This is a genomic window from Leucobacter sp. NPDC015123 (assembly GCF_043080205.1).
GTDB lineage: Bacteria > Actinomycetota > Actinomycetes > Actinomycetales > Microbacteriaceae > Leucobacter > Leucobacter aridicollis_A.
Genome location: NZ_JBIBVH010000008.1, coordinates 115,718 through 136,472, shown reverse-complemented (window position 1 = coordinate 136,472; position 20,755 = coordinate 115,718). Strand labels below are relative to the sequence as shown.

The 20,755-nt window shown below is 65.4% G+C and carries 16 protein-coding genes and 1 tRNA gene; 6 read left to right on the top strand and 11 right to left on the bottom strand.

Features of this window, described 5'->3' with window-relative positions; all coding sequences use genetic code 11:
* The first annotated feature begins 293 nt into the window (after positions 1 to 293).
* The gene (locus ACF07D_RS14160) at positions 294 to 1,619 is read left to right on the top strand and encodes an acyltransferase (protein ID WP_391505332.1); all 1,326 of its coding nucleotides are present in this window, start codon (positions 294 to 296) and stop codon (positions 1,617 to 1,619) included.
* Here the strand turns inward: ACF07D_RS14160 and ACF07D_RS14155 are convergent.
* From ACF07D_RS14155 to ACF07D_RS14140, 4 genes are all read right to left on the bottom strand, one after another.
* Positions 1,583 to 2,536, bottom strand: coding sequence for a 1,4-dihydroxy-2-naphthoate polyprenyltransferase (locus ACF07D_RS14155; RefSeq protein ID WP_119281824.1), 954 nt, complete (start codon positions 2,534 to 2,536; stop codon positions 1,583 to 1,585). The two genes, ACF07D_RS14160 and ACF07D_RS14155, sit on opposite strands and share 37 nt — an antisense overlap.
* Positions 2,533 to 3,777 carry an AMP-binding protein gene (locus tag ACF07D_RS14150; protein ID WP_391505331.1) on the bottom strand — a complete coding sequence of 415 codons (1,245 nt, stop codon included), beginning with the start codon at positions 3,775 to 3,777 and terminating at the stop codon, positions 2,533 to 2,535. Before ACF07D_RS14150 ends, ACF07D_RS14155 begins: the two co-directional genes overlap by 4 nt.
* 63 nt (positions 3,778 to 3,840) lie before the next feature.
* Positions 3,841 to 4,755, bottom strand: a complete 915-nt coding sequence (locus tag ACF07D_RS14145; protein WP_255808768.1) for a 1,4-dihydroxy-2-naphthoyl-CoA synthase — start codon at positions 4,753 to 4,755, stop codon at positions 3,841 to 3,843.
* 43 nt (positions 4,756 to 4,798) lie between these two features.
* Positions 4,799 to 5,596 (bottom strand): VIT family protein, encoded by a 798-nt coding sequence (locus ACF07D_RS14140; protein ID WP_391505330.1) that lies wholly within the window; start codon positions 5,594 to 5,596, stop codon positions 4,799 to 4,801.
* Positions 5,597 to 5,774: 178 nt separating this feature from the next.
* Here ACF07D_RS14140 and ACF07D_RS14135 point away from each other — a divergent pair, with 178 nt between their 5' ends.
* Positions 5,775 to 6,788, top strand: a complete 1,014-nt coding sequence (locus ACF07D_RS14135) for an o-succinylbenzoate synthase (RefSeq protein ID WP_391505329.1) — start codon at positions 5,775 to 5,777, stop codon at positions 6,786 to 6,788.
* Between the two features lie 5 nt (positions 6,789 to 6,793).
* On the opposite strand, the gene ACF07D_RS14130 is transcribed toward ACF07D_RS14135, so the two are convergent.
* The 3 genes from ACF07D_RS14130 to ACF07D_RS14120 form a co-directional block, all read right to left on the bottom strand.
* Complete coding sequence (locus ACF07D_RS14130; protein ID WP_391505328.1) at positions 6,794 to 8,533, bottom strand: AMP-binding protein; 1,740 nt, start codon at positions 8,531 to 8,533, stop codon at positions 6,794 to 6,796.
* Between the two features lie 96 nt (positions 8,534 to 8,629).
* Positions 8,630 to 11,704: a DUF2207 domain-containing protein gene (locus tag ACF07D_RS14125; RefSeq protein ID WP_391505327.1), complete on the bottom strand. Its 3,075-nt coding sequence runs from the start codon at positions 11,702 to 11,704 to the stop codon at positions 8,630 to 8,632.
* 36 nt (positions 11,705 to 11,740) lie between these two features.
* Positions 11,741 to 12,286 (bottom strand): adenine phosphoribosyltransferase, encoded by a 546-nt coding sequence (locus ACF07D_RS14120; RefSeq protein WP_255809795.1) that lies wholly within the window; start codon positions 12,284 to 12,286, stop codon positions 11,741 to 11,743.
* 137 nt (positions 12,287 to 12,423) lie between these two features.
* Between ACF07D_RS14120 and ACF07D_RS14115 the strand changes: the two genes are divergently transcribed.
* The 4 genes from ACF07D_RS14115 (at position 12,424) to ACF07D_RS14100 (ending at position 15,496) form a co-directional block, all read left to right on the top strand.
* Entirely contained in the window at positions 12,424 to 14,031 is a 1,608-nt protein-coding gene (locus tag ACF07D_RS14115) for a fatty acyl-CoA synthetase (protein ID WP_119281831.1), read from the top strand.
* A 49-nt stretch (positions 14,032 to 14,080) separates the two neighbouring features.
* A tRNA-Arg gene (locus ACF07D_RS14110) sits at positions 14,081 to 14,154 on the top strand.
* A 207-nt stretch (positions 14,155 to 14,361) separates the two neighbouring features.
* Positions 14,362 to 15,192 carry a type IV secretory system conjugative DNA transfer family protein gene (locus ACF07D_RS14105; RefSeq protein WP_255808709.1) on the top strand — a complete coding sequence of 277 codons (831 nt, stop codon included), beginning with the start codon at positions 14,362 to 14,364 and terminating at the stop codon, positions 15,190 to 15,192.
* Between the two features lie 124 nt (positions 15,193 to 15,316).
* Positions 15,317 to 15,496 (top strand): HNH endonuclease, encoded by a 180-nt coding sequence (locus tag ACF07D_RS14100; RefSeq protein ID WP_391505326.1) that lies wholly within the window; start codon positions 15,317 to 15,319, stop codon positions 15,494 to 15,496.
* Between the two features lie 973 nt (positions 15,497 to 16,469).
* Here ACF07D_RS14100 and ACF07D_RS14095 read toward each other — a convergent pair.
* Genes ACF07D_RS14095 through ngcE form a run of 4 tightly spaced genes read right to left on the bottom strand, consistent with a single transcriptional unit; the run spans position 16,470 to position 20,744 of the window.
* The gene (locus tag ACF07D_RS14095) at positions 16,470 to 17,459 is read right to left on the bottom strand and encodes an N-acetylglucosamine kinase (protein WP_255808707.1); all 990 of its coding nucleotides are present in this window, start codon (positions 17,457 to 17,459) and stop codon (positions 16,470 to 16,472) included.
* Positions 17,456 to 18,373 (bottom strand): carbohydrate ABC transporter permease, encoded by a 918-nt coding sequence (locus ACF07D_RS14090; RefSeq protein ID WP_255808705.1) that lies wholly within the window; start codon positions 18,371 to 18,373, stop codon positions 17,456 to 17,458. Before ACF07D_RS14090 ends, ACF07D_RS14095 begins: the two co-directional genes overlap by 4 nt.
* Entirely contained in the window at positions 18,370 to 19,338 is a 969-nt protein-coding gene (locus ACF07D_RS14085; protein WP_255808704.1) for a carbohydrate ABC transporter permease, read from the bottom strand. The genes ACF07D_RS14090 and ACF07D_RS14085 overlap by 4 nt, the downstream gene beginning before the upstream one ends.
* Positions 19,335 to 20,744 (bottom strand): N-acetylglucosamine/diacetylchitobiose ABC transporter substrate-binding protein, encoded by a 1,410-nt coding sequence (ngcE, locus tag ACF07D_RS14080; RefSeq protein WP_237463446.1) that lies wholly within the window; start codon positions 20,742 to 20,744, stop codon positions 19,335 to 19,337. Before ngcE ends, ACF07D_RS14085 begins: the two co-directional genes overlap by 4 nt.
* Between the last annotated feature and the right edge of the window lie 11 nt (positions 20,745 to 20,755).

The window sequence follows — 20,755 nt, the reverse complement described above, 5'->3', positions numbered from 1 at the left end:
GGAAAGTGCTCGTTCGCGCGGCGTGAGCGGGCCAGGGGCGGCGGGAGTGGAGCCAGGCGCGGCGTGGGTGGAGCCAAGGGGTGGAGACAGGGATGGGGCGGCCTGGGGGCCAGGCCAGGGGGCGGGGGCCAGGGCCAGGCCAGTGCAGCGCCGGGTGGCCTCGCGCAGGGGCCCGGCTTGCCCCAACTCAGGGTCGCCCCTAGTCCCCAGGTAGGGGCACCGATTCGCTCGCGCAGGTGACGCGCCACCCCACACCGTGACGGGACGCTAGGGGTCCGCCCGAAAGGAACCCCATGTCGCTCATCAGCATTCCCCCGGCCCCGACCGCCCCGTCCCCAGGCAGGGACCCCGAAGGCGACGGCACCGCACGCGACTCCGCGGTGGACCTCATCCGGGCCGCCTGTCTGCTCGCGGTCGTCGCTGTCCACGCGCTCATGGTCGGCGTCAGCGTGCAGGGTGGTGAGGTCGTGCTTGAGAACGCCCTCGAATCGTGGGGAGGTTTCACCGTGTTCTCGTGGTTTACCCAGATGATGCCACTGTTCTTCATCGCCGGCGGCTTCGCGTCGGCGGCCCACTATAGGCGGCTCCGCGCGCAGGGAGTCACACCGTCAGGGTACGTCACGGCGAGGCTCGGCAGGCTCCTCCCCGTCCCACTTCTTGCGGCAATGGCGACGACGTGTGTGCTTGCTGGGCTCTCGGCTGCTGGCGTGAGCCCCGAGATCGTTGCGGCTGCTGGCTGGCGGATCAGCCAGCCCCTCTGGTTCCTCGGAGTGTACGTGCTGTGCTCAGCGCTCGTTCCGGCGATGCTCGCCCTGCACGAGCGGGCGCCACGGCTCACGCTCGCGGCACTCGGAGTGTGCGTCATGCTCGTGGACCTCACGCGGCACACGACAGGCGTCGACGCGATCGGCTTCGTCAACCTCGGGTTCGTCTGGCTGTTTGTGCAACAGCTCGGTTTCCTCCTCGCAGACGGGGTGATCGTGGGGCCGCGCACCGCGGTGGCGGCGCTCGCGGGCGGGGCACTGTGGATCGCTATCGGGGCGTCTCCAATGAACCTGTTCGAGGCGCTCAACCCACCGACGGCAGCACTCGCCTTCCTCGGCGTCATTCAGCTCGCGGTGTTCACAGCTGTGCGACCGGCGCTCGCGCGCCTCGCGACCCTTCCAACGATCAGCTGGGGCGCTGCGGCGCTCAACGGGCGCGCGATGACGATCTATTCGTGGCACATGCCTGCAACAGTGCTGCTCGCGGGCGCGCTGCTCGTCACCGCGCACCTTGGCGGCGACGCTGAGGCGGCGCTTTCCCGCCCGCTCAGCGCCGACTGGTGGCTGTCGCGGCCGGTCTGGCTTGTAGCCGTAGCGATAGTCGTCGCCTGCTCAGTCGCCGCCGCGACACGTCTCGAGCGTCGCATACTCCCGGGACTCCGCTTCATCGCACGCCCCGCAGCAGCACGAACAACGCTCGCGGTGTTGAGCGGCGCTGGCGGTGTGCTCGTGATCCTCGCAGCGACCGGATCCCTCACAGCCTGGTTGTCAGGAGCCGCCCTACTTGCGGCGGCAATCGTGATCTGCCTCGAACGGCGTCAGAAGGCGAACGCGGTTCCGAGCAGCAGGCCGTAGCCGAGCGCGGCAAAGCTCGTGAGCTGCAGCACAATAATGAGCTCGCGCGCGGTTCGCGCAGTGAGCGTGATGATGATCGCAGGGATGGCTGCTGCGAGCACGAACCAGACGAGCAGCATGCCCGAGTAGGCCCATCCGTAGAGGAGCGGCACCCCGAATGGCAGGACCATGCACACGACGTAGAGCACGCGGGTCCAGCGCTCGCCTATTCTGACGGCGAGGGTGCGCTTACCAGCGGCCCGATCCGTCGGAATGTCACGCAGGTTGTTCACCACGAGTACCGCGACCGCGAAGAAGCCGACGCCTGCTCCCGCGACCCACATCTCCTGGTTCGAGATCTCAGTCTGTAGCCACACGGTACCGACTGTTGCGACGATGCCGAAGAACACGAACACGACGAGTTCGCCGAGGCCAGCGTAGCCATACGGCCGCTTGCCGCCGGTGTAGAACCATGCCGCGATAATCGCGACGACACCAACGGCGAGGAACCACCACCGGCCGCTGATCACGACTGCGGCGAGGCCCGCTGCCGCTGCGAGGCCGAAGAAGACGAGCGCGAGGGTGAGCACGTGCTTCGGGTTCACCCTGCCCGAGCCTGTGAGCCGCGCCGGGCCGACACGAAACGCGTCGGTGCCGCGCACCCCATCCGAGTAGTCGTTCGCGTAGTTCACGCCGATCTGCAGCAACAGCGCGACGGCGAGCGCGAGCAGGCTGAGCGTGAGCGAGAACGCCTGCAGCATGTGCGCGATTCCGGCGCCGACAGCGACCGGGGCGACCGCGAGGGGAAGCGTGCGAAGGCGAGCACCCGACACCCAGTCACGCCAGGTGACGTGCGCGGTTTCGCCAGCTTCGATGAGGCTATCGGCGGCAGCTCGCAGTGCAGGGTTGCCTGACCGTTTCGGGTTCTTCGTGCTCACTCTGTCTCCCCTTCGTCGGCCAAGCGAGGCGTCTCGGCCCGGTCGTCGCGCAACTGCGCAAAGCTTGCCCGCAGTGTCTGAAGCCACGCCTCGATCGCGGGAAGATCTGGCTTGCCTCCCGGCAGGCGCGGCAGGCGCTCGGTTTCGTTCGCCCACTCTGGCGCAGCTGCGGCCCCGAGCTTCGCCCGGATGCCCTCGCGCACCTCGTCGAACGGCGCGGCCGCAGGGTCAACTTCGACGACGAGAACTGGCCGCTCGCCCCACTCTGGATGGTCGGTAGCAAGCGCTACCGCGCTCCCCCAGCCCGGGAACTCCCGCGCAACCCGCTCGATCTCGTCGAGCGAGACGTTGACGCCGCCAGAAATCACGACCCTGTCGAGCCTTCCCGTGACAGTGAGCATTCCGCCAAGCAATTCACCAGCGTCGCCCGTGCGGTACCAACGGATCTCTTCTCCCGCGCGGTTCGGCTCGGTAATGAAGCGCTCGGCGGTCTGCGCCTCATCGCCGAGGTAACCGAGCGCGAGCGTTGGCCCCGCGAGCTGCACCTCACCGCCGCGAATGCGCACGAGCGTGTCGCCGATCTCAACACCGTCGTAGACGCAGCCGCCCGCGGTCTCTGTCATCCCGTAGGAACGACGAAGGCTCACGCCAAGCGCGTGCGCGCGCCTGCGAAGCTCCAGCGAGACTGCCTGGCCGCCAACGAGTACTGCGTCGAATCGCTGCAGCGCCTCGGCGGCCTCAGCGTCACCCTCGGCAAGGTCGAGCAGCCGCGCGAGCTGCACGGGCACGAGCGAAACGTAGCGGCGCTCGTGATCGAGCTGCTCGGCTGCCTCAAGTAGCTGGCGGGCGTCTGCGCCCTCTGGCGCGAACACGGGCTCGGTGCGCGCGACAGAGCTGCGCACGAGCATCTGCAGCCCGGAGATGAGCTGTGTGGGGAGCGCGACAAGCCACTGCCCCGGCCCGCCAAGCGCCTCGTGCGTCGCAACAGCGCTCTCGACGAGCGCCGACCGCGAGAGCGCAACGGCTTTAGGAACCCCGCTGGATCCTGACGTGCGCACGACGACTGCAAGGTCTTCAGGGAGCGGCAGTGCCCTGATCTCCTCGATGTCGCTCGCCCCGGGATCCTCCCCGTGCGCGAGCGGCAGGATTGGAGCCCCACCCGCAAGAGCGTCGTCGAGCGCGGCGATGAGCCAGGCTCGATCCTCAACTGGGATCGCGCGAAGAACGTGGTGTGCCGTCACCCCCCTAGGGTACCGCGCCAGGATGGGTGACGGGCGCGGCAGGCGCCGCCCCTCCCCCGCTGCCTAGAAATGGTAGGGGAACGGTGACCAGTCAGGATCGCGCTTCTCGAGGAACGAATCTCGCCCTTCGACTGCCTCGTCAGTGCCGTATGCGAGGCGTGTCGTCTCGCCAGCGAAGAGCTGCTGGCCGACGATCCCGTCGTCGACAGCGTTCATCGCGTACTTCAACATGCGGATCGCGGTCGGCGACTTGCCGAGGATCGTGCGGGCCCACTCGATGCCAGTCGTCTCGAGCTCTGCGTGCGGCACGACCTCGTTCACGGCGCCGATCTCGCGGGCGCGCTCGGCGTCGTACTCGCGTGCGAGGAAGAAGATCTCGCGCGCGTTCTTCTGGCCGACCTGCTTCGCGAAGTAGGCGCTGCCGTAGCCAGCGTCAAACGAACCAACGTCGGCGTCCGTCTGCTTGAACTTTGCGTGCTCGCGGCTCGCGATCGTGAGGTCGCAGACCACGTTAAGCGAGTGCCCGCCGCCGGCGGCCCAGCCTGGCACGAGCGCGATGACAACCTTCGGCATGAAGCGGATGAGGCGCTGCACTTCGAGGATGTGCAGTCGGCCAGCCCGCGCGAGAGCCTCGGGGCCGACAGCGGTCTCGGAGTCCGAGTACTTGTAGCCATCGCGGCCGCGGATGCGCTGGTCGCCGCCGGAACAGAAGGCCCAGCCGCCGTCTTTCTGGCTTGGGCCGTTGCCCGTGAGCAGCACGACGCCGACCTTCGGGTTGACGCGCACGCGGTCGAGGGCGTCAAACAGTTCGTCGACTGTGTGCGGACGAAACGCGTTGCGCACCTCAGGCCTGTCGAACGCGATGCGGGCGATGCGCCCGTCGAGGCTGAGGTGCGCGGTGATGTCTGTGTAGCCCTCGGCGCCGGGGGCAATCTCCCAGACGCTCGGGTCGAAGATGTCAGAAACCTGTGTGGTCATGCCCCCAGCCTATTCGGCCGGGGGCACTTCCGTGCTGCTGTGCCTAGCCGACGGCGACCCCGAAGATGAGGCCGATGAGGTAGGTCGCGATCATCGTCGCCCCGCCCATCAGCACGTTGCGGAGGATTGCCCGGGCCCGCGGCGCTTCCCCAAGCGCTGCTGAGATCCAACCGGTAAGCACGAGGCCGATGAGCACGGCGAAGCCTGCCGCGGGGATCCTGCCGGCGCCGAGCGGCAGCAGGATCATGATGAGCGGCAGCACCCCGCCGACAGTAAACGCAATGAACGAGGAGATCGCCGCGGCCCAGGGGCTCGTGTACTCGTCAGGGTCGATACCGAGCTCCACCTCAGCGTGTGCAGCGAGGGCGTCGTGCGCGCTGAGCTCCTTGGCGACCTCGGTCGCGAGCGCCGCGGACACACCGCGGCGGCGGTAGAAGCCGGCGAGACCGCGGAGCTCCTCCGCTGGCCGCAACGCGAGCGAGCGGCGCTTCTGGTCGATGAGTGCCTTCTCGGTGTCGCGCTGCGTGCTCACCGAGACGTACTCGCCGCCAGCCATGGAGAACGCGCCCGCGACAAGCGCGGCGACGCCAGCTGTCGCGACCGCCACCGTGTTTCCCGGCGTCGCCGCCGCGACACCGATGACGACGCCTGCGACTGAGACGATGCCGTCATTCGCTCCGAGCACCCCAGCGCGCAGCCAGTTGAGCTTCTGGCCGATGCGCGCCGAGCGCGGCTCATCGGCAGTCGGGTCTGCGTGCTCGGGCGCCGAGTCTGGGAGCTGGGCCGCCTGAGCGGGCGCCACTGAGTCGATGTTGCTGCGGCGAGTTGCTTCGAGTGTCATGGGTATCCCTCCCCCGTCGTGCGGGTTGTTCTGACTCCAGTGTGCCCCTGTTTCGCCACCCCCGCAAGCAAGGGAAGGCTAGCCTTTCCCCTGTTCAGAGTACATTTTTTAGGCTTACCTTAGTCAGATGATTCGCTGGTTTGGGTCGAGCAGCGAAGGGTGGTGAGACAATCGGAACATGGCTACCGCCCCAACGCTTTCAGAGCTCCTCGACACTGCTCGCGTGGTGTCGATCCCAACCCGCACCAGGTTTCGCGGCATCTCCGAGCGGGAGGCCGTGATCTTTACCGGGCCGCAAGGCGCGAGTGAGTTCTCACCCTTCCTTGAGTACGACGACGCTGAGAGCGCGCGCTGGCTCGCAGCGGCGATGGAGTTCGGCTGGGAGCGCCCGCCCCTGCCTCACCGCAAAGCGATCGCCGTGAACGCGACGGTGCCGGCGGTTCCCGCGGGGGCAGTGCCTGAGATTCTCGCCAGGTTTCCCGGCTGCCGCACCGCGAAGGTGAAGGTCGCTGAGCGCGGGCAGGCTCTCGCTGACGACGTGGCCCGCGTACAGGCGGTGCGCGAGGCGCTCGGGCCCGACGGGGCGGTTCGCGTCGACGCGAACGGCGGCTGGACCGTCGCCGAGGCGTTCGCCGCGCTCGCGCGCCTCGCCCCGTTTGGCCTGGAGTACGCTGAACAGCCGTGCGCGTCGGTCGCGGAGCTCGCGGAGCTGCGCACGCTGCTCGCCAGCGCTGGCATCGCGGTGCGGATCGCAGCCGATGAGAGCGTTCGAAAAGCTGAGGATCCCCTCGCGGTTGCCCGCGCCGGCGCCGCAGATCTCATCGTCGTGAAGGCGCAACCGCTCGGCGGTATTGCTGGGGCGCTGCGGATCATCAAGGAGGCCAGGCTTCCCGTGATCGTGTCGAGTGCCCTCGATACCTCGGTTGGCATTTCGATGGGGCTACACCTCGCGGCAGCACTCCCCAACCACCTGCTGGCCGGCGCGTGCGGTCTCGGCACCGTCGCGCTGCTCGAAGGCGACGTCGCGGTTGCGCCCCTCATTCCAGTAGACGGGAAGCTTCCGCTGACACGCCCGGCGCTCGACAGCGCGGCGCTCGACAGGTTCGCGGCGTCACCCGAGCGGACCCGCTGGTGGCGGGAGCGGATCGAGCGGTGCTACGAGGCACTCGACCCCGTCGGCCTGCCCAGCTGAGGCTGTCAGGCCTTCAGGTCAGGGAAGTCTTCCTCGCGCCACTCCGAGGTGACCCGCTCGCCTGCGGCATGGGCTGCCTCCTCGCGCTGGCGTAGCTCGACTCGGCGAATCTTGCCCGAGGTCGTCTTCGGCAGCTCGAAGAATTCAACGCGGCGCACACGCATGTACGCGGGAAGCGCACGCCTCGCGTGCAACAGGATCTCCCTCGCTGTCGCTTCAGATGCCTCAACGCCGGCAGCAAGCGATACGTACGCCTTCGTCACGTTCAGGCGGGTGTCGTCTGGGGCGCCTATCACTGCCGCCTCGGCGACGAAATCGTGTTCGAGCATGACGCTTTCAACCTCGAACGGCGAGACCTTGAAGTCGCTCGACTTGAAGATGTCGTCGGTGCGGCCAACGAAGGTCAGCGACCCGTGCTCGTCGCGCTGTGCGACGTCGCCCGTGTGGTAGAGCCCGCCTGCGAGCGCCTCGGCCGTCGCCTCCGCGTTGCCGAAGTAGCCACTCATGAGGTTGACGGGACGCGCGGCGCCCTGGCCGCCGTCTTCAGGGCCAAGTCGAAGGCAGACTTCGCCCTCGTCGCCCTCGTCTCCTGTCATCGGGTCGACGAGCACGATGTCTACGCCGGGAAGCGGTTTACCCATCGCGCCCGGCACGACGGGGTCGCCAGGCATGTTGCCGACAGTGGCTGTTGTCTCGGTCTGGCCGTAGCCATCGCGGAGCACGAGACCCCAGCTCTCTTCGATGCGCGAGATCACCTCGGGGTTCAGCGGCTCGCCCGCCGAGACAACCTCACGAAGCCCCGACGGCTTCTGCCCAAGGTCGCTCTGGATGAGCATGCGCCACACAGTCGGCGGCGCGCAGAAACTCGTCACTCCAACGCGATCAAGCTCGGCGATGATTCGCTCGGCCTTGAACTTGCCGTAGTTCGCGACATACACAGTCGCGCCAGCGTTCCACGGCCCGAAGAAACTCGACCAGGCGTGCTTCGCCCAGCCCGGTGCGCTGATGACCGAGTGAATGTCGCCGGGGCGCACGCCAAGCCACGCCATCGTGGTGAAATGCCCGAGCGGGTAGCTCGTGTGCGAGTGCACGGCGATCTTTGGCAGCTTCGTCGTGCCTGAGGTGAAGTACAGCAGCGCCGGATCCACGCCCTTCGTCTGCTTCACGATCGGCGCAAGCGACGCCGAGCGCGACTCCTCGAATCGCGCCCAGTCATACAGTGCAGCACGCTGATCCATCGTGCCCGAGTCGATCCGTACGCCAACGCCGCGGAAGCCGCCAGGAATCCCCGCGAACTTCACCGCGTCCTGCGGGCCGGCGAACACCCAGTTCACGTTGCCTCGCGCCACCCGGTCGACGAGCTCCTGCGGGCCGAGGACGACGGAGGTTGGCAGGATCACGACGCCAAGCTTCATCGCGGCGAGCATGATCTCCCACAGCTCGACGTGGTTGCCGAGCATCAGCATCGCGATGTCGCCGCGCTTCGCGCCGAGGCTGCGCAGCCAGTTCGCGACCTGGTCGGAACGCTGCTTCAGCTCGCGGAAGCTTCGCTTGACCTCCGAGCCGTCCTCCTCGGCGATCCAGAGCGCGGTCGTATCGTTGCCGTCGGCGATGCGATCGAACACGTCGTGGGCCCAGTTGAACGCGTCGCCAACGTCTGGCCAGCGAAACTCGGCCCGCGCCCGTGCGGGGTCCCCCTGGAGGTCGAGAAGCTGATCTCTTGCTGCAAAAAAGGAGTCACTCACCCTCCCAAGACTACGGGGATGCCGCGAATTCTCGAGCGAGCGCAACAATAGATTGACAATCGTAACCCAGGTGATGCGCTACTGCGCCTTGGCGGCTTACTTCGCCGGCGCCTTCCCAACGGCCGATCCGGCACGAACCACCGCGACCCACTGCGCGACGACCGCGCCCCACATCAAGAGCGAGCAGGCAACCATCGCAGGAACCACCGCCGAGTCGCCAGGCATCGGCCCGGTGACCCACCAGAACACGATGGATTGAGCGACGGCGAGCAGGGAAACTGCCGCGAACGAGACGAGCGCGATCGACGATCCTGCGGCCCTACCGCGGCGCACGGCCGCGACGAAGACGCCGACCGCAGCGGCGAGCGCGGCAACTGTCAGACCGACGAGCAGGGCGAGCGGTGCGCCATAGGAGACCCTGTAGCGCTCGGCAGCTCCATCGACGACGTTCGAGAACGTGTCGGCCGTAAAGTTCAGCGTTGCGCCGAGGTCACCCGTGAGGCCGAGCTCGTATTGGCCAAGTGTCGCATTCAGGGCCGCGTCGATCGCGAATGGCTCGCCAGGTTCTCCGTCGCCATCGCCAGGGAGCGGTGCGGGGCGAGACTCGACGGCAGCCGCATCGAGCGTGACGACAAGCTCCCCATCGGCGCTCGTCGCCTGAGACCCGACCACGAGCTCGACGCGGCCCGAGTCGTTGTAGATGTCGCGCTCGGCGACCCACGGCTCGAACCCCTGTCCGCTTTCGCCAGGCACACGGTCGGCATCGCCGTGACTGATCCAGCCGCCCGATCGCAGCTCTCCCGCAACCTCCGGGTCGATCGTGAGCTGGACGCGGAGCGGCCGAACGGGCTCGGATCCGTCGTAGGGATTCGCTTGGTTCGAGTAGAACGTGTCATCCCAGAACCAGTGCATTGCGGTCCACCGCACTTGCTGCGCGGTGTCACCGCCGTCTCGAACTTCGACGGCTGGGCTCGTGAGTGAGTAGCGCACCTCGACAGGCAGGTCTCCGGTGAGCACCTCGCCGAGCTTCGTCGTCACCTTGGTCGTCTGACTACCGCGCGTCTCGTAAAACGGCACCACAGCGCCGTCGACGCGCACGTCTTCCACCACGAGGCCAAGATCCTGACCCAACCGCTCTCGCGGCCACTCGCGCTCGAACTGCGGCACCGAGGCTCCGCCCGGCTCGAACCCGACGGTGAGCCGCTCAGTCACGTCGAGCCGCGCGCTGCCATCTGCACCGCGCGAAAGCTCAGCTTCGATCTCGAAGCCCTCGATCTGGGTCCAGATGACCCCGCTCGCCTCCGATGACGGCCACGTCAGGTACTCGGCCTCCCCGTAGGGCGCTGGCTGCGTGCTCACGAGCACGACAGCCCCTGCCGCGAGCGCTCCAGCCGCGACTGTGGCCAAGATCGCTGGCACGGAGAGGAAATGCTCGCCGCGCCACCCGGCTGATACGCTGCGGTCGCCAGTCTCGCGGGCGGCGAGACTGGCGACCGCGTTCCCGGCTCGGCGCGGCGGCTCGAACAGCGCGGCATACGGGAGCAGCGGATCATCGACAGGACCCCGCTCAGACAACCGGGTTCCCCGCGCAAAGACAGCGATGCCGCTCAACTGCTGCTTGGCCAGCGCGCCAGCTCTCGTGAGCGGGCGCGGACGCCAGACTGCCCACAGCGTGACGCCCGCGATCACGGTCGAGCCGAGCACGAACGCCGCCGGCCACCAGACGACGCTCAAGATGACCTGGTGCGACAGCTGCCGCAGAATGCCCCACTGCACAAGCGTTACCGCAAGCGGAGCGAGCAAGAATGTGTCACGCACGTAGCTGTCGGGCACCCAGCGGAGCTTCTCGGCCACCGGCGCGCCCGCGCGCGCCCACCGCGAACGCCACCCCACAACCGCGGGGAGATTACCGACCCTGCCAGCTCGGCGCCCGGCACGGGCAACGAATCGCAGCCACCTGTCGGTGGCGTCCGCCGTCCCGCGCACGGGGGCTGCGGCGAGCGCGGAGACGAGCTCCGCGTGCCGTGGCTTACCGAGCAGGTCCGCCGCAAGCAGCGGAGAGATCCCATGCGGGGCCGAGTCACGCGCGACGAACCACGGGTCCCCCGCAGAGTCCGCCCACACCACCCAGCGAGCCGCAAGCGCAAACAGCATGAGTCCGACAAGCACCGCGAGCGGCAGCACCGGGCCCCAAGTCTGCACCCAGAAGAGCCCCGTCGTTGGCGGCTCAGCGAACGTGCCCTCGGCGAAGGTGAACTCGACCCACACGTCTGAGTGCGGCGGGAGCGAATCGTCGTTCTCGAACGAATAGGTGACTGCGCCCCTGGCCGTCTCGCCTGGCGTGAGCCAGACGTTTCCGCTGACTAGCAGCCACCCGACGGAGGCGTGTGGCTGGCGCACGAGAGCCCTGTCGAGCTCACCCGGTAGCGTCACCGATACTGCTAGGCCCTTCGTGGCCTGCGGCCAGCTCGGGGCAAACAACGGCCACTGCCACGCGTCGACCGCGTCGCCGGTGGCCACGTCGGTCTGTTGCCGCGCAAGGTGGTGCAGCTCGTAGCTCAGCTCGATCTCGCGCTCACCCTCGAACGCCTCACCCTTCGGCGTGCGGAGCGTGATGTCAGTTGTTGTCGCGTGGCGTGTCACCGCCGTCAGCGCAGGCTCGCCATCGACAGTTGCCTCCCGTAGCGCGAACTCTGTGTCTTTCCCGTCGACCTCGGTGACGAGCGTTCTCAGCACGCTGCGCTCAGGCCCATTCACGAAGCTCGCGGTGAAGCGTTCAGTGACCACTGCCGAAAACGTGCCGTCAGGCTCACGCGCGACCTCATAGTCAATCGCCGCGTCGCGCGCGACCCACTTCACATCCGCAACCTTGGCCGAAGCGATAACTTCGTCGAAGTCCATCGGCTTGTTGATGACCGGGCCAACGAGGAGCACGATTCCGACGGCCGCAAGCACCGCCCAGAAGACGCGAATCGCGTTGCGCAAGACCGTACCGCCGCGCGCGCGGAGAAACGCCTCAAGCGTCCCGAGAACGCGGGCGAGCCATCGAAAGAGCGGCGTGTGCGCCGGCTGCGGGTCCGGGATCCTCCCCGACCGCAGCAGATCAGGATCGGAGCCAGCGAGATCGAGAAGTTCGGCGACGGCGCTTGACTGTTCCCGCTTTCGCTTCACGCGCCGACTCCGTCCCTGGTGCTGCCCGGAGCGCGCTTACTCGCCGCTCGCGAACACGGTGTGCAGGTTCGGGTCTGCGACCGCGAGGCGACCGCCGAGCCCGTTGATCTCAAACAGCACAGCGGTTCCGGCGACTGTGTAGCCGAGCAGCTCGACGAGCTCGCGAGCGGCCTCGAGCGTACCGCCAGTCGCCAAAACATCGTCAATCAACAGCACTCGGGTACCTGCGGGCAAGTCGTTGTGAGCTTCAACCTCGGCGACCCCGTACTCGAGCTCGTAGCCCACCGACGCTGCCGGGCGGGGCAGCTTGCCTGCCTTACGGATCGGGAGCAGCCCGGCACCCGTCGAGTACGCAGCTGCGCTCGCGAGCAGAAACCCGCGCGCCTCAAGCCCAGCGATCACGTCGAACGTGCCGAGAAACGGGGCGATGAGCGCATCGACTGTCGCTTTGAACGCCGGGCCGTCAGCGAGCAGCGGCATGATGTCGCGGAAGACGATGCCCGGCGCCGGGTGGTCCGGGATCCCGAGAATCAGCTTCTCCGCGCGCGCGAGCTCGGCGCTCGGCTCAGGGAAGTGCGGCATCGCAAGCTCGTTACTGTCAGTGTTCGTAGGCACGTACTTCATCGTACCTCCCGACGAGGGTGGTAGTCCCAGGCGAGCGTTGCTATCGTTGCCAGCACCCCGCCCGACCGGGCGAGTACTTTACGACGAAGTGAGGTATGACTTTGCTGTTTGACGAGGCACTCTCGGCCACGATCTCCTCCGCCCGAGCTGACACGCTTGGCGAGCACCTCAGGCGCTCCGCCGCCCGTCGCCCAAACAAGATCGCACTCATCGACGGCGACACGACGCTCACTTTCGCAGAGCTCGATCGGCTCGCGAACAGGTTCGCGAACGCGCTCACCGAGTGTGGCGCGCGTCGCGGCGACAGGATCGCGTTGCTCAGCCGCAACTGCTGGCAGTTCGCCGTCGCAGCGTACGGGGCGGTGCGGGCCGGCGCGATCCTCGTCCCGCTGAACTTCGTGCTGACCGCAGGCGAGATCGGGCCGCTCCTTGAGGTTGTTGAGCCCCAGATCCTTATCGCCCAGACGGAGCTCGTTGAGACCGCAGAACTGGCGGTAGCGAAATCGGGTACGGCCATTGCAACGCTCGTCGAGATCATCGCCGAAGCCGCCACCGCCGCTTCGCCAGGATGGATCCCATTCGACGAGATCCTCGCGACCTCGCGCGACGATGCGCCAGATCTGGCGCTCTCCGCCGACGACCCTATTCGCATCATGTTTACGAGCGGCACCGAGTCACGGCCGAAGGGCGCCGTGCACTCAAGTCGTTCGCTCGGATCCGAATACCTCAGCTCGGTTGTTGAAGGCGGCATGGACGGCGACGACGTCGATCTGCACGCGCTCCCGCTCTACCACTGTGCGCAGCTCGACTGCTTCCTTGGCCCCGACATCATGCTCGGGGCGACGAGCATCCTGCTCCCCGCGCCCGATCCGGCGACGATCCTGCGCAAGATCGCTGAACACCGGGTGACGAAGTTCTTCGCCCCTCCCACCGTCTGGATCTCGCTCCTGCGCTCACCAGAGTTTGACAGCGCCGACCTGTCGAGCCTCAAGAAGGGCTACTACGGTGCCGCAGCCATGCCCGTCGAGGTGCTGCTCGAACTGCAGCGCCGACTACCGGACCTGCAACTCTGGAACTTCTACGGCCAGACAGAGCTCGCGCCCGTCGCGACGATCCTGCCGCCGCACGAACAGCTCAGCCACGCAGGCTCTGCCGGACGCCCAGTGCTGCACGTCGAGACCCGCGTCGTCGACAAGGCCGGTCACCCGGTGCCCGTCGGCGAAGTCGGCGAGATCGTGCATCGCAGCCCCCAGCTTGCCCTCGGCTACTGGAACGCCCCCGAACAGACAGCCGAGGCGTTCCGCGGCGGCTGGTTCCACTCGGGCGACCTCGGAGTGTTCGACGAAGACGGCAGGCTGCGAATCGTTGACCGCAGCAAAGACATGATCAATACGGGCGGCGAGAACGTCGCAAGTCGCGAGGTCGAGGAAGCCCTCTACGAACACGCCGCAATCGCCGAGTGCGCCGTATTCGCGACACCGCACCCGAAGTGGGTCGAGACAGTCACAGCCGCAGTCGTGCTCACCGCGGGAGAAACTGCTACCGAGGAAGAGTTGCGGGCCCACACGCGCGAGCGGCTCGCCGCGTTCAAAGTGCCAACAGTCGTGCACGTCGTCGCGACGCTCCCGAAAAACCCGAGCGGCAAAATCCTCAAACGCGAGCTGAGAGAACGGTTTGCCGCAGATTCGCCCGTCTCGTTTTGAGTTCCACAGAATTCTCGTGTAACGTATTCCAAGTTGAGAGATCAACACTGCGCCCCTAGCTCAGCTGGATAGAGCATCTGACTACGGATCAGAAGGTCAGGGGTTCGAATCCCTTGGGGCGCACGTCTGAATCCCCCGTCGCGGAAGCGGCGGGGGATTTTTCGTTTTCAATCTCTGACTTAGGTCGAGCAGGGTCATCCGTCTCGCCCCCAATGAAGGCGACGGTGCTATCCAGAAGCTCTGCGACACGCCGAGTTTCATTCAGCGACCAGGTATCTCCAGTCATTCTGCGCGACACTCCTGCCGGCGAGAACCCCAGGGCACGCGACCATGATTGAGACGGTCATCAACATGTCTGCAGAGCAGCGCGCCTCCCAGTGGGCGGTCCTGCCGACGGTGCTCGCGTTTCTCGGTTCCCGAAGCGCCCGAGACTGGATGAAGGTCGGACCAGACGATGCCAACTTCAATTTCGCCGATTTCATCCTCCAGAAGGGCACCGTCTACCTCATCGGTGACAAAAAGACGTCAGCAAATTTCCTCCGGAACCTTGACGGCTTTCTCTCAGAAGTTGACTACGTGTCCAAAGCGATCGCCGCAGGCTCCCCCGGCGGCCGCCTTGACCCGCCGCTCACGTATCTACTCGATGAGGCAGGCAACTTCGACTACCAGGGCATGTACGAGCTCATCACCGCCGGCGGCGGCGTCGGCCGCATCGGAGTCGCGGTATTCCAGTCCAAATCGCAGCTGCAGCAGTACGGCGGACAAGAAGGAGCAGGCACCCTCTGGGACGCGGCGACAGCCAAGATTGTGCTCCCCGGCGGCGGTGACCCCCGCGCGCTCGAAGACATGTCAAAGCTCATCGGTGAGACTTGGGTCGAGCGGGAGGCGTATTCAATGGCTTTGAACGGTCCTGCCCACATGCAGCTCTCTGAAGAGAAGCGGGCGATCTTTGAGGGCCACGAGATCCGGACGCTTGAGAAGGGCATGGCATTCGTGTTCTACCGAAACCTGCCACCGTTCCTCCCGAAGACCAGGCCATTTCATGAGCATCCCCGGTTCGCGGAGTGTCAGAAAGATGCGAAGAATCTCGAACAGCATCTACGGGACACGTCAGAGTACGGGGACGCTATCGCGAAGATGCAGGCCGGGTACCGTGCGTGAGCTGAACCCTTGGGCGGTGCGCTCAGGCGGAAGGGAAGCGCACCGCCAGAGCTACGCCGGCTACATGCGATCACCAGCTTGGTACCGAAGACGGTAACAGTGGGCGGAAGAAGAAGCCGGCCTCTTGCCTGCCGGCGGCACAATCGTATGTCTGGGCTGCGGGAAGCCGTGGAAACTCAAACAGGACGACCTCCACCACATCACCTACGACCGGCTCGGCGCGGAAGAACACGAAGACCTCTGGCCCCTCTGCCGAGGCTGCCACACACTCATCCACGACCTTCTGACGTCGACGAAGACGTAGCGGAAGCTCTCTCGTGTGCAAGCGAAGCATGTCGCACTCGGGTACGTCCGAGATGAGCGAGAAGGAAAGCTATCTGTCCGGTTTCCTCGAGGCGCTTCATTTCTGGCCGATTACCTCTGATTCAGGAGCGCGCGTGAGGCGTTGTCGAGTCGCGCGGCGCGCACCGAGTGCGAGCGGGTCAGAGTCTTGTGCGCAGAACGCGCCTATGTGCGTTCCGGTCTTGGATGGCACCGAGAGTTACATGGAGCCGACGTCGTGGGCTGACTCGGCCAAGGCACGGCTTGCACAAAGCAATTATCGAGCCGAAGGCGACATGGCAGCAACAGGATCTCGACTTTCGGGCGTTACTGACACAGGCAAACGAAATGCCGTTGCAACACCGTCCTAAAGGCATCAGCAACAGGGGGCACTCTCAGTTGGCGTCTAGAAGGCAAACGCCGATGAGTTCAGAATGCCTTGCCGCCACCTGGCATATCGACGTCGGACGTTCCTTTAGGTGGAAACGTCCTGAGCCGTCGGACAGATGGAGAGGTTTGTTATACATGAAACTGAACGTTCAGCGTCGGCGCGCCCGGGTGCCTCAAGGCTCAGTGGCACCAACCGAGCTCGCGCATGTTGTCCGCGCCAGCGACGTCGGTGAATCTCCGAATACAGCTTCGTTGCGCGTAGTTCGATTCGTCATCGTTGACTTCTACCCCCTCACCCGGTGATGCGCCATCAGCTAGAGGACCAAGTCAAGAGCTTTGATGAGATCGAGTAGGCAGGTCTCGGAGCGCACTCGCCTCCGTCTGACAGAGCCCACATGACGCTTGCTGCCAGAGGTGGCGGGTTAGTTCTAAGGTCTAGCGTATGTCGCGACCTCTCCGAAGACCCCCGCGAGATGACGCATCAAGCTCTCAACGACTCGGAATCGAAGTCACTCGTGCAGTCGGCTGGTTACCAGAACGCAAGCCCACTTCAGCCTGGGCGGCGCTCATCTTCTCGCCTTCACCTGCGAAAACACAGCTCCAAGCGTTTCGCGAAGCTCTTTAGAACGCGGTACTCCTGCTTCGTGCAGTGCCAGCACTGCGGCTCCAACAATTCCATCCTCACATCGACGAAAATCGGCGTTAGAAAGCTCGACTGCGAGCGAGTTCGAAGGAGCTTTGACGCCAAGGTAGCCGTGAATGAGGATGGACCCACTGCAGGCAATAGGGAGGTCAGTGTCCGATGCGCGGGCGGCCCGAAGCGTCGCTGCCACGTGTTTCGCGCCGACGTCGACGATTTTTGCTGCCACCGAATCGGTACGCGAGTGCAAGAAAGCTAATTTGGCGAGGCGTGCGAGGCGCACAGGGGATTCTGAATAGCTGTGCCGTAGAAGCTGCAGCAGGTCCGGATGTCTACCCGAACCCCAGTGCGAGCTGTCTGTTCGGTCGATCCGTTTGAGGACATCCTGCGTGAGCGAGGTTTTTGGGCCGCGTCCGTCGATATCTGCCGCAACGGCCTGTGCGACGGCCTGGCCGAGCCAGAATCCACTGCCCAGGTCGCCAAGCAGCCATCCTGCTCCGTCAAATACTTCCGTGATTACTGTGCCTTCGACTCGGATAGCGACGCTCCCTGTGCCGACCACGAGGGCGAGGCCGGTCGGTTCGTCGGCGACTGCGAGATAGGCACCCACTGCATCGCCCACTAGCACCACTGGGGTCTCCGTGCGGATCCCCGCGCCAGTCAAGATCGACCGAACTCGGTCAGCGTCGTGTTGTCCGGCCGAGCACACGGCACCCCCCAGGATGCGTTCCCCCGGTGTTCCCGCGGCGTCGAGAGCCGCCGTCAGTGCTGCGACTACCGCCCCATCGGCGGCCTCCCTACCAACGGCTGTCGGGTTACCAGAGCCAGCGATGCCGAAACCGTGAAGTTTTCCTGTGTCATCTACGACTGCAGCGCGAGTGCGGGTGCCACCGGCATCGACGGCAATGAGCATCATTTGAGCGCTCCTTGTGAGACCGAGGCGAGAAGCCGCTTCTGGAAGATGACGTACACGATGAGCACAGGCAGGATAGTCATCACCGCGGCGGCGAACAGTGCCCCAAAGTCTACGTTGAACCCTGCTTGCACCGCGAAGACCTGTATGCCCTGTGTGAGCACTGACTTGCTGGGGTCGGTGATGAGGATCACGGGAAGCAAGTACTGGTTCCACAGGCCTACAAAATTCAGGAGGGCGATCGCCGACATACCTGGCCCTGCCATCGGCAGCATTACTGAGAAGAAGGTTCGCCACTGTGAGGCGCCGTCAATCGCAGCTGCCTCGGCGATCTCGTGCGGAAGACGTTCAAAGAACGCGGTGAGAAACAACACTGTGAATGGGAGCGCGTAGGCCGTATAGGTGACGATGAGCCCCGCGAGCGAGTTCATCAGCCCAAACTGCTGCACGACGAAAAACAGCGGCACGACCGCGAGGAACACGGGGAACGTGAGCCCGGCGAGAATCAGGTTCCGGATCGCGGTGCGCCCAGGGAACTCGAAGCGGGCGAGCGCGTATGCGCACATTGCGCCGAGCAACATCGTGAGCGCGAGCGCCCCGCCGACGACAACAAGCGTGTTCATGAAAAACTCGCCGATGCGTGCGTCAGCCCAAGCGGTCGCATAGTTGGTGAATGACCACGAGCTCGGTAAGGCAAACGGGGAGGCAAGAATCTCCCGGCTCGACTTGAACGAGCTCATGACTGTCCAGAGCAGCGGAACGGCGATCACCACCGTCCAAATGACGAGCACAGCCTGCGAGCCAATTCCGACGAGCCGCTCTGACGGTGCCGATGCGCGCTTCCTGCGCGCGCGGGGGCCGGCCGCGCGAGTCGGTGTGAGCGCCGCCCTGTTCGGTGTAGAAATGGATGAGGTCACCGTGCAGCCTTCTTTCGTGGCCTGTGTGTGAGTCCGACAAAAGCGAATGTGAGCAGAGTGAGTAGGATACCCATGGCGCACGCAAGCCCGAACCGGCCCTCCTGAAACGCTGTCGAGTAGATCTCCTGGGTGATGCCAAGGGTCGACCGTTTGGGCCCCCCGCTCGGGTTGAACGCCTGGAGAAAGACGAATGAGTCGAGGGCAGCGATGCCCGCGTACACGTACGAGGTTTTCACGTTCGCGGCAATACCAGGGAGCACGATCGACAGGGTGATGCGCATGCGGCCGGCGCCATCGAGCCGCGCTGCCTCAAACAGCTCGGTGTCGATGCCGCGAATCGCTGCGATGAATAGCACCATGTAGAAACCCGACGTGGCCCACACCATGGCGGCGATTGTCGCTGCCATCGCGGTCGATGCCTCCCCAAGCCACGCGAAGGATTGAAACTGTTCGAGCCCGATCCCGGTCAGGGCGCCGTTGAGGATGCCGTTGTTCGGGTCGTAGACCTGCGCAAAGATAATGCCGATGATGATCGACGGGATCACGGCAGGAAAGAAGGCGACCACCCGGTAGAACGCTGAGCCGCGCACGCCCCGCACACCGCCGCGGGAGGGACCGGCGATAGTGACCATGACCGCGAGCAGCAGACCAATCGCGAGCGACAGAACTGGAAGCGCCGCGAGAATAATGAGGCTGTTGCGGATCGCGATGAGAAACGACTCGTCGCGAAAGAGTTCGACGTAGTTGTTCAGCCCAACGAAGCCGAAACTGCCGCTGAAGCCACTCCAATCGGTGAACGAGTAGACGGCCGCCTGCAGCATCGGCCAGATCACGAAGACGAGGTAGAGCGCGAGGGGCACTCCGACGAATACGGCGAGCATAGAGACCCGGTCAAAGCCCCCGCGGGGCCCCCGGGCGCGAGCGCGACCGGGGGCCCCTGGTAGTGCGGTGACGGTCTCGGTCACTTGCCCACCTTGATCTTCACGATCGAGTCGTCTTCGCGAATCTTGTCCGAGAGCTTCTGCATCTCACTTGTGAGCGTGTCGACGTCGATACTGCCCGAGAGGAAGTCGTTCCAGATGCGGGTCTTGTCGTCGCCGAAGGGGTATGCGTCGGTGAAATCCCACGCGAACGCATTTTCGCCTGCGTTGTCGAGCAGGTCTCGGGCCGACACCAGCGATGTGGAGCCGAATCCGTCAGCTGGCACGGTGTCTTTCACGATAGTGAGCGACTTGTTGATGCGCGAGAATTCTGCGGCCGCATCAGGAGAGAGCATGACGCGGAGCGTCTCTTTTGCGCCCGCGGCATTCGCGGCATCAGACGGCACTACGAAGCGGTTGCCGCCCGCGAAACGCATCGCCTCATATGGCAGAGCTGATTGTGTGGTGATCGTCGGCGCCGGGGCTCCGACCATCTCGAAGCCATCGGCGATCTCGTCGCCCATCTCGCCCTCGATCCACGACCCGGTCGGGTACATCAGGGCCTCCTGTTTGAGGCTCCACTGCGCCTGAGCCGCCTTGAACTGCGTGCCCGCGCCGCCGGGAATGAAGTAGCCAGCATCGACGATCTCCTTGAGGGCGGTGAACGACTGCTGCACCTCTGGCTGGCTCCAGGAGTCGGCCTCGAGGTTTGCAAGGGAAGCGAGCACATCGCGGCCGCCCTCCTTCACTGCGCTGTCGATGGCGAGCGAGAGATAGTAGGCCGAACCCTCCTTGCCCCAGGTGAAGAGGTACTTCCCCTCTTTCTTTGCGGCGGCGCCAAGTTCCATGGCCTCATCCCAGGTCTTTGGCGCTTCCCAACCGTACTTGTCGAACATCGACTTCGAGTACCACATTGCATGAACGTTGAGCGAGTAGTTGACCGCCGCAAGCTTGCCATCGTACTTTGCGAGGTCGAGCACGCCGGGGTACAGCGTGTCGGCGATGGGCTCGCCATCCAGGTTCATCGCGTTCGTGACCGAGGTGAGGTCTTCGATGTCTGGGAGCATCGACGCGACGGGGATGGAACCTGAGCCGGCGGAGTGCAGCAGGTCTGGTGGTGTGCCAGCGACGAATCGGGGCTGCACTTGCTGGGCGATCTGCGTCGACGGGGTGACCTTCAGGTCAACCTCATGGAGCTCTTGCATGGTCGGGGTGACGGTGTCGAAGAACGCGACGTTGTTCGCGTTATCAAAGATCACCGCGTCGACGGTGCTGCCTGCCGCGACGCCGAACGGGTTCTTCGCATCGCCCGTGGTGTCGCTGCCCTGGCTCGGGCGCTCGGCTGGCCCTCCGGGCGTTGCCGCGCACGCGCCGAGGGAAAGCGCGAGCACGGTTGCTCCCGCTGCTGCCGTGAGCACGCGACGGGACATGGTGAAACGTGGTGTATACATGGTGATCCTTC

Bases quoted from the DNA above. Each gene is read 5' to 3' on its own strand.
- ACF07D_RS14160 (WP_391505332.1), top strand. From the start codon at position 294: ATGTCGCTCATCAGCATTCCCCCGGCCCCGACCGCCCCGTCCCCAGGC.
- ACF07D_RS14145 (WP_255808768.1), bottom strand. From the start codon at position 4,755: ATGACCACACAGGTTTCTGACATCTTCGACCCGAGCGTCTGGGAGATT.
- ACF07D_RS14140 (WP_391505330.1), bottom strand. From the start codon at position 5,596: ATGACACTCGAAGCAACTCGCCGCAGCAACATCGACTCAGTGGCGCCC.
- ACF07D_RS14135 (WP_391505329.1), top strand. From the start codon at position 5,775: ATGGCTACCGCCCCAACGCTTTCAGAGCTCCTCGACACTGCTCGCGTG.
- ACF07D_RS14120 (WP_255809795.1), bottom strand. From the start codon at position 12,286: ATGCCGCACTTCCCTGAGCCGAGCGCCGAGCTCGCGCGCGCGGAGAAG.
- ACF07D_RS14115 (WP_119281831.1), top strand. From the start codon at position 12,424: ATGACTTTGCTGTTTGACGAGGCACTCTCGGCCACGATCTCCTCCGCC.
- ACF07D_RS14105 (WP_255808709.1), top strand. From the start codon at position 14,362: ATGATTGAGACGGTCATCAACATGTCTGCAGAGCAGCGCGCCTCCCAG.
- ACF07D_RS14095 (WP_255808707.1), bottom strand. From the start codon at position 17,459: ATGATGCTCATTGCCGTCGATGCCGGTGGCACCCGCACTCGCGCTGCA.
- ngcE (WP_237463446.1), bottom strand. From the start codon at position 20,744: ATGTATACACCACGTTTCACCATGTCCCGTCGCGTGCTCACGGCAGCA.